The sequence below is a fragment of the Mitsuaria sp. TWR114 genome (assembly GCF_007997345.1).
On record NZ_VOSR01000867.1, the window covers coordinates 1 to 7,196 of the forward strand.

Sequence of the window (7,196 nt, forward strand, 5' to 3'; positions counted from 1 at the left end):
GCAGCGCCAGGAAGGCGATCGCGATGCGGCACAGGCCCGAGAGCAGCAGCGCGGTCTGCTCGCGGGTGCGCGGTGGCGCCGGGGCCTCGTCGGGCGCCGCGGCGGGCTTGCCGTCGGACTTGGGCGCCGCGGGCAGGGGCGCCAGCAGCGTCATGAACAGGTCGTCGACCAGCGCGCTCGCCAGGTAGGCGCCGCCCAGCACGATGAGCGCCCAGACGAACTGGTTCATCGCGAACACGGCCAGCGACACGAAGCCCAGCAGCAGCGCCAGCACCGCGGCGGTCAGCAGCAACCACACGCCGGCGCGCAGCACCGACAGCCAAAGGGGGCGGATGGCGGGCTCGGCCGACCGGGGCGCGCCATCGGCGTCCTTTGATCCGGCCGTCTTCCCGGGCGCTTTCCCGGACGCGTCCCCAGGCGCATCCACGGGCGCACCGCGTCTTGGCAACTGCCTGGCCGCCAGGGCCAGCACCGCCACGAAGGTCAGCGCCGCCAGCGCATGCGCGGCGCCGGTCCAGGCCAGGCTGATCTCCAGCGTCGCCGCCGTCCGGGAGGTCAACCAGCCCAGCATCGCCGCGGCGGCCAGCGTGTGCGGGAACCAGGCCAGCCGCGCGGCCGTCTCATCCGGCGCGGGCAGCAGGCGCCACGAGGGCTTGCGCGGCATCAGCGCGGCGGCGCCCAGGCCCGCGACGAAGCCGCCGAACCAGACGATGGCCTCGACGGTGTCCAGCCAGCCGGCCAGCACCGGCGCCACCGGCTCCGTGGCGCCCAGCGTCAGCATCAGGCCGTGGACGATCAGGCCGGGTCGCAGCGTGCGCAGCGTCACCAGGCTCACCGCGTAAAGCGAGCGCCGCAGCCGGCCCGGCGGCACGCGGGTCGCGCACAGGTGGGCGATCAGGCGCAGCAGCGCGTGGGTGACGAGCAGCACCAGGGCCGCCGCGCCCGCCAGCACCAGCCAGCCCCGGGCCGGCACGGCGCGCCAGAGATCGGCCAGCGACTGCCAGAACGCGCGCACCCGCGCCAGGTCGCCCGGCCCCTCGCGGGCCAGTCCGGTCCAGAAACCCGATTGCAGCGGGGAGGGCACGCGCTCTCCGAGCCGCGCGCCCAGCTGCATCCGGCGGTTCTGCTCGGCGCCGGCGATCGCCTGGCCGGCCTCCACGGCGGTGAGCTTGGCGAGCTTGACCTGCGCGTCGGTGTCGGCGATCTCGCGCGCCAGCTGCGCGCGCTGCGCGGCAAGCTCGGGCGGCTCCTTCGCGCCCGCCGGCGCGTCGCCCAGCTGGGCCAGCCGCGCGCGGGCGTCGGTGAGCCGCGGCTCCAGCGCCGCCGACGCCTCCTCGGCGCGCGACTGCACCGACAACGCCTGCTTGCGCAAATCCTGCAGGTCGGCCTCGTCGTCCAGCCCCTTGTCCTGCTGCCGCTGCAGCTGGGCCAGGTCCTTGCGCGCGGCCTCCAGCACCTTGTCGGGATCGACGGGCGCGCTCGGCGCCTCCTGCGCCCAGGCCGTCGACGCCGCCGTCAGCAGGCCCAACATCCATGTCGCGAGAAGCCGCGACAGCCATCCGGTCGACACCGTCATCCCGATCGATTCATCAGCGCAGGTGCCGCCCGCGGGGCAATCGGCTTGCCCGGGCCGGTCGCGCGGCACCGGACTTTGGTCACTGGCTCCGCCTTGAGGCGCGGCTAGCCTGCGGGCTGCTTCGAAAAAGGGAGACACCCCATGCACCTGCTGCGAATCAACGCGGACTGGGCCCGGCAGATCGCGACGCTGCGCGACGCGACCACCGAGGAAACCCACCTGATCCGCTTCGACAACGGCTTCTATCGCATCTGCCGGCCCGGCCACGGGCAATTCCAGGTGCTGCTCAAGCCCGGCGACGACAAGACCGGCAACGCGCCCGGCGTGCGGCTGACGCTGCAGGAGAAGGACCTCTACGTGGCCGACATCGATGGCCGCCGCTTCGAGCGTTATGCCAGCACGCTGGACCAGATGCAGCCGACCGCCAGCGGGCTCGACGCCGCGGTGCGGCGGCTGCCGCAGGCGAACGGGGAGGAGCTGTTCCGGCTGCAGTCGCTGATCGTCTTCTGCATCGCCGAGTCGCTGCGCAGCGACCAGGTCGCCACCGCCGTGGGGCAGATGATCCTCAGCTCCACCGCCGGGCTGCTGGGCGTCGGGCCGACGCTGCCGACGCCGCGTCTGCTCGAGCAGGCCCGGTGCTGGGGCCAGGCGAGCAACGCCGTCCATGCGGCGCTCTCGCCGGAGGCGCGGGCCATCGTCGTCAAGCGCCGGACCGAGCTGACGCCGCAGCAGCGGCAGTTCAGCGAGCGCGTGGACATGGGGCGCATCGAAGCCGCGCTGCAGGAGCGGGCGAGGGCGGTGAAGGTGCTCAAGCGGCCTGATTGATCCTGCGCCGGCGCCCGTTTGGGCGCATGGCGTGCAATGGGCCGGCACGGCGTCGGACTCCCCACGCCTCGCCCAGCGGCGCGGCGGGAGCGGGTAGAGTGGCCGCCATCGTTCACCCCCGCCCGCCGCCGTCGCGTCCGCCTCGGCCGCGTGGGCGATGCCACGAGGACCCGCCATGACGACGCCTTCCTATCCCGATGTCCGCCTGCTGATCGCCAACGAATGGGTCGATGCGGCCGGCGGCAAGACCATCGACGTGCGCAACCCGGCCACCGGTGCCGTCATCGGCAAGGTGGCCCATGCCGGCCAGGTCGACCTGGACCGCGCGCTCGAAGCTGCCCGCAAGGGCTTCGAGGCCTGGCGCCAGGTGTCCGCGCACGAGCGCGCCGCCACCATGCGCCGCGCCGCCGCGCTGCTGCGCGAACGCGCGCCCGACATCGCCCGGCTGCTGACCCAGGAGCAAGGCAAGCCGGTGGCCGAGGCCAAGGTCGAGGTGCTCGCCGGCGCCGACATCATCGAGTGGTTCGCCGACGAAGGCCGCCGCGTCTATGGGCGCATCGTGCCGTCGCGCAACCTGGCGGCGCAGCAGCTGGTGCTGAAGGAACCGGTCGGGCCGGTGGCCGCCTTCACGCCGTGGAACTTCCCGGTCAACCAGATCGTGCGCAAGCTCGGCGCGGCCCTGGCCACCGGATGCTCCTTCCTCGTGAAGGCGCCCGAGGAGACGCCGGCATCCCCGGCGGCGCTGCTGCAGACCTTCGTCGACGCCGGCGTGCCGCCCGGCACCGTCGGGCTGGTCTTCGGCGATCCGGCCGAGATCTCCAGCTACCTCATTCCCCACCCGGTCATCCGCAAGGTCACCTTCACCGGGTCGACGCCGGTCGGCAAGCAGCTGGCGGCGCTGGCCGGCGCCCACATGAAGCGGGTGACGATGGAACTGGGCGGTCATGCGCCGGTGATCGTGGCGGAGGACGCCGATGTCGCGCTGGCGGTCAAGGCGGCCGGCGGCGCGAAGTTCCGCAACGCGGGACAGGTCTGCATCTCGCCCACGCGCTTCCTGGTCCACAACAGCCTGAAGGACGAGTTCACCGCCGCGATGGTCAAGCACGCGCAGGGTCTCAAGCTTGGCGACGGCCTGGCCGAAGGCACGACGCTCGGCCCGCTGGCGAACGAGCGGCGCGTCGTCGCGATGTCCAAGATCGTCGCCGAGGCGCGAGAGCGCGGCGCCAAGATCGCCACCGGCGGGGAGCGCGTCGGGACGGCGGGCAACTTCTTCGCGCCCACCATCCTGGCGGACGTGCCGCTGGACGCCTCGGTCTTCAACGATGAGCCATTCGGGCCGATCGCGGCGATTCGCGGCTTCGACACCCTCGAGGACGCCATCGCGGAAGCCAACCGGCTGCCCTTCGGCCTGGCCGGTTATGCCTTCACCAAGTCGATCAAGAACGCCCATCTGCTCGCGCAGCGCGTCGAGGTCGGGATGCTCTGGATCAACCAGCCGGCCACGCCGTCCGCCGAGATGCCTTTCGGTGGCGTCAAGGATTCGGGCTACGGGTCGGAAGGCGGCCCCGAGGCGCTCGAGGCCTACCTGAACACCAAGGCGGTGTCGCTGCTCGGCGTCTGAGGACCTTCTCGCCAGGTCTCGCAGCGGCCGGCCGGCGGTTCCCCCGGCCGGCCACGACCGCCACGCCGGATGAACGGCGCGAGGAGTCAACGGCTCCTTGGATGCGGGGACTGCTGCCCGTGAGCGCGTATTTGGCCCGGCGTGAGGCGCCTCAGGCTTGAACGGACGCGGCGGCATGATCCCTGGCCTCGAACCTGCCAGGGCTTGCGGTGACGTCCACCACCCAGAGCAGCTGGCTCAGCGCCCGGTTGGAGGCCCAGTCGTCTTCAAACCGCTGAATCAGCGTCGACGCCTCGCTCCAGCGGTCCATCGAGAAGCCCCAGACCGTGAACCAGAGGTGGCGGCGGCCCGTGTCGACGTCGTGGTAGACGGCAACGCTGATCTGCCGATCGCCGACGTGTCGGATCAACAGCTGCATGAGCGCTTCCAGCTCGACGCGCGAGAACTCGTGGTACCTCCCGAGATGCCACGCCAGGATGTCCTCGTGGTCCGGCGTGCCGCGCAGCGCCTGCAGGTTGTAGGGCCACTCGTTGGGCGAGCACGGATCCCGGGAGGGACAGAACTCGTAGGGCGACTGTCCCTTGCTGTAGACCCACACCGTCCCGGGCCGAGGCCCGGTTCGATCACTCTGCTGCGCGCTCAAATGCGGCGCCTCCCTGCACTCGACTTGCTTCAACATCGCTACTGCCTTTCGCCGTCATCGACCCCATGCCGGTGGAAGGTGCCCATTCTCGAAATCGAGGCCGGTTTCGCCATGACTCAAACTGGTTCTCGAGGGGGGAGAGAAGAGGGGCCACCTTCTGGGGGAAGCCCGGGTGGGGCGCGATTCGCGTCGGCGATCAAGCCACCCAGCGCGGCCACCACACCGTGATCACGCCCTGCAGGCAGATCCACCCCCAGAGCAGCACCACCGATTCGCGGGTGGCGTGCTGGCGGGGACGGACCAGGCCGCTGGCGATGCGCACGCCGTAGTACAGCGCCAGCAGCGCTGCCACCACGATCTGCAGCCCTTGCAGCGCGTGCAGCGCGGCCAGCGTGCCCGTCCATGCGTCCAGCGTCGGGGGGCGGTCGGCCGGCCATGCGGCCCTCAACCCCGCGTGGAAGGCCCATGCCGCCAGGGCGAACGCGGGCAGCAGCAACGCGCTTCGCCAGGCCGGCACTGGCGTGCGCCAGGCGCCGCGGCCGGTCCATGCCATCAGCAGCGCGCTGAGCGCGAAGCCCAGCGTCTGCAGCCAGAGCGCGTCGACGCCCGCCAAGCCGACCCCGGGCGGCGGGCAGACGTCCAGGCGCATCGCGACATGCAGGTGCGCGAAGGCCATCGACGCGAAGATCGTCGCCTCGACCACGATGAGGATCACCACGCCCCAGAACGACGGCGCCTGCCAGCCCGATGCGCCCAGCGGCAGCAGCACGCCGTCCGCCGCCTGCGCGTCCTCGGCGGCCGGCGCCCGGTCCGTCTGCCACAGCCAGGCCCAGATCGCCACCAGCGCGAGCACGCCGCCCGCCACCGTGCCGCCCACCTGCTTGACGGTCATCAGCAGGAAGAAGGCCGCCGTGCCGATCGCGGCCAGCAAGGGCCACAGGCTGTCGCCCGCCAGCACGACCACGCGCAGCGGATGGGCCCGGACCGGGCTGGTGATCAAGGTCTCCCGGCCACCGGTGACCGTGCCGGGCAGCCAATGCGCGCCGGCCTCGACCTCCTCATGCAACTCGGGCCGGTGCCACAGCGGCTCGTGATGCTCGACATGCGGAATGCTGCGGGTGCCGTAGGCCTCGCTCGGCAGCCACTCCAGCGTCGACGAGCGCCAGGGGTCGTTGTGCGATTGCTCCGGGCCGCGTTGGCTGCGGACCAGGTCGACGACGAACAGCAGCACCCCCGCCGCGATGACGACCGCGCCGATCGACGACAGCAGGTTGGGCACTTCCAGCCCCAGGCCCGCCGGATAGGTGTGGACGCGGCGCGGCATGCCCAACATGCCTGCCAGGTGCATCGGGAAGAAGGTCAGGTGGAAGCCGCCGAAGACGAGTCCGAAGACCCAGCGGCCGGCCCGCTCCGACAGCGCGCGCCCCTTCCACAGCGGCATCCAGTGGTAGAGGGCCGCGAACATCGGCAGCACCATGCCGCCGATCAGCACGTAATGGAAATGCGCGACGACGAAGTAGGTGTCATGGACCTGCCAGTCGATCGGCAGCAGCGCCAGCATCACCCCGGTAAGCCCACCCAGCACGAAGGTCACCAGGAAGCCGACCAGGAACCAGGTCGCCGTCGTCCACCTCAGGCGGCCGCGCCACAGCGTCCCGATCCACGCGAAGATCTGCAGCGCCCCGGGGATCGCGATCGCGACGCTGAAGATCGACACCAGGCTCAGCCCCAGCCCGCCCAGCCCCGCGGTGAACATGTGGTGCAGCCAGAGCAGGAAGCTGACCGCGCCGATGGCGATCAGCGCCGCGGTGACCGCATGCCGGCCGATCAGCGAGGTCCTCGCCAGCGCGGGCACCATGGTCGACACCAGCCCCGCCGCCGGCAGGAAGATGATGTAGACCTCCGGGTGGCCGAAGAACCAGAACAGGTGTTGCCACAGCAGCGGATCGCCGCCCCTCGTCGCGTCGAAGATCGGCCAGTCGAAGGCCCGCTCGAGCTCCAGCAGCGCCGTGCCGGCGATCACCGCCGGGAAGGCCAGCACGATCATCAGGCCCACCACCAGCATCGCCCAGGCATAGACCGGCATGCGGCCCAGGCTCATGCCGGGCGCCCGCGTCATCAAGATGCCGGTGATCAGCTCGATGGCGCCGGCGATCGCGGAGATCTCGATGAAGCCGATGCCCAGCAGCCAGAAGTCGGCGTTCAGGCCTGGCGAGTAGCGCGAGCCGCTCAGCGGCGGATACATGAACCAGCCCGAGTCCGGCGCCAGCTGCCAGAACAGCGTGGCGTAGAAGGCCAGCCCGCCGATCGCGTACATCCAGTAGGAATAGGCGGACAGGCGCGGGAAGGGCAGGTCGCGCGCGCCCAGCATGTTGGGCAGCAGGTAGACGGCGATCGCCTCCACCATCGGCACGGCGAAGAGGAACATCATCACCGTGCCATGCATGGTGAACAGCTGCTGGAACAGCGGCGCGTCGATCAGGGTCTGCGACGGGGCGGCCAGCTGCGCCCGCATCAGCAGCGCCAGCACG

5 protein-coding genes are annotated in these 7,196 nt (G+C 71.4%); 2 read left to right on the forward strand and 3 right to left on the reverse strand.

Annotated features, from left to right (window positions below; all coding sequences use genetic code 11):
- Positions 1-1,531 (reverse strand): DUF3772 domain-containing protein (locus FUT87_RS25195; RefSeq protein ID WP_147242769.1); only part of this gene is annotated, 1,531 nt, incomplete at its 3' end.
- A 186-nt stretch (positions 1,532-1,717) separates the two neighbouring features.
- On the opposite strand from FUT87_RS25195, the gene FUT87_RS25200 reads away from it, so the two are divergent.
- Positions 1,718-2,401, forward strand: coding sequence for a hypothetical protein (locus tag FUT87_RS25200; protein ID WP_091724502.1), 684 nt, complete (start codon positions 1,718-1,720; stop codon positions 2,399-2,401).
- Between the two features lie 175 nt (positions 2,402-2,576).
- Positions 2,577-4,022, forward strand: a complete 1,446-nt coding sequence (locus tag FUT87_RS25205) for an NAD-dependent succinate-semialdehyde dehydrogenase (protein ID WP_147242770.1) — start codon at positions 2,577-2,579, stop codon at positions 4,020-4,022.
- A gap of 151 nt (positions 4,023-4,173) precedes the next feature.
- Here the strand turns inward: FUT87_RS25205 and FUT87_RS25210 are convergent, their stop codons facing one another.
- Complete coding sequence (locus tag FUT87_RS25210) at positions 4,174-4,701, reverse strand: hypothetical protein (RefSeq protein ID WP_147242771.1); 528 nt, start codon at positions 4,699-4,701, stop codon at positions 4,174-4,176.
- Between the two features lie 160 nt (positions 4,702-4,861).
- A partial coding sequence (locus FUT87_RS25215; RefSeq protein WP_147242772.1) for a cbb3-type cytochrome c oxidase subunit I occupies positions 4,862-7,196 on the reverse strand: 2,335 nt, incomplete at its 5' end.

Coding starts and splice junctions, on each gene's coding strand:
- FUT87_RS25200 (WP_091724502.1), top strand. CDS start 1,718: ATGCACCTGCTGCGAATCAACGCGGACTGGGCCCGGCAGATCGCGACG.
- FUT87_RS25205 (WP_147242770.1), top strand. CDS start 2,577: ATGACGACGCCTTCCTATCCCGATGTCCGCCTGCTGATCGCCAACGAA.
- FUT87_RS25210 (WP_147242771.1), bottom strand. CDS start 4,701: ATGTTGAAGCAAGTCGAGTGCAGGGAGGCGCCGCATTTGAGCGCGCAG.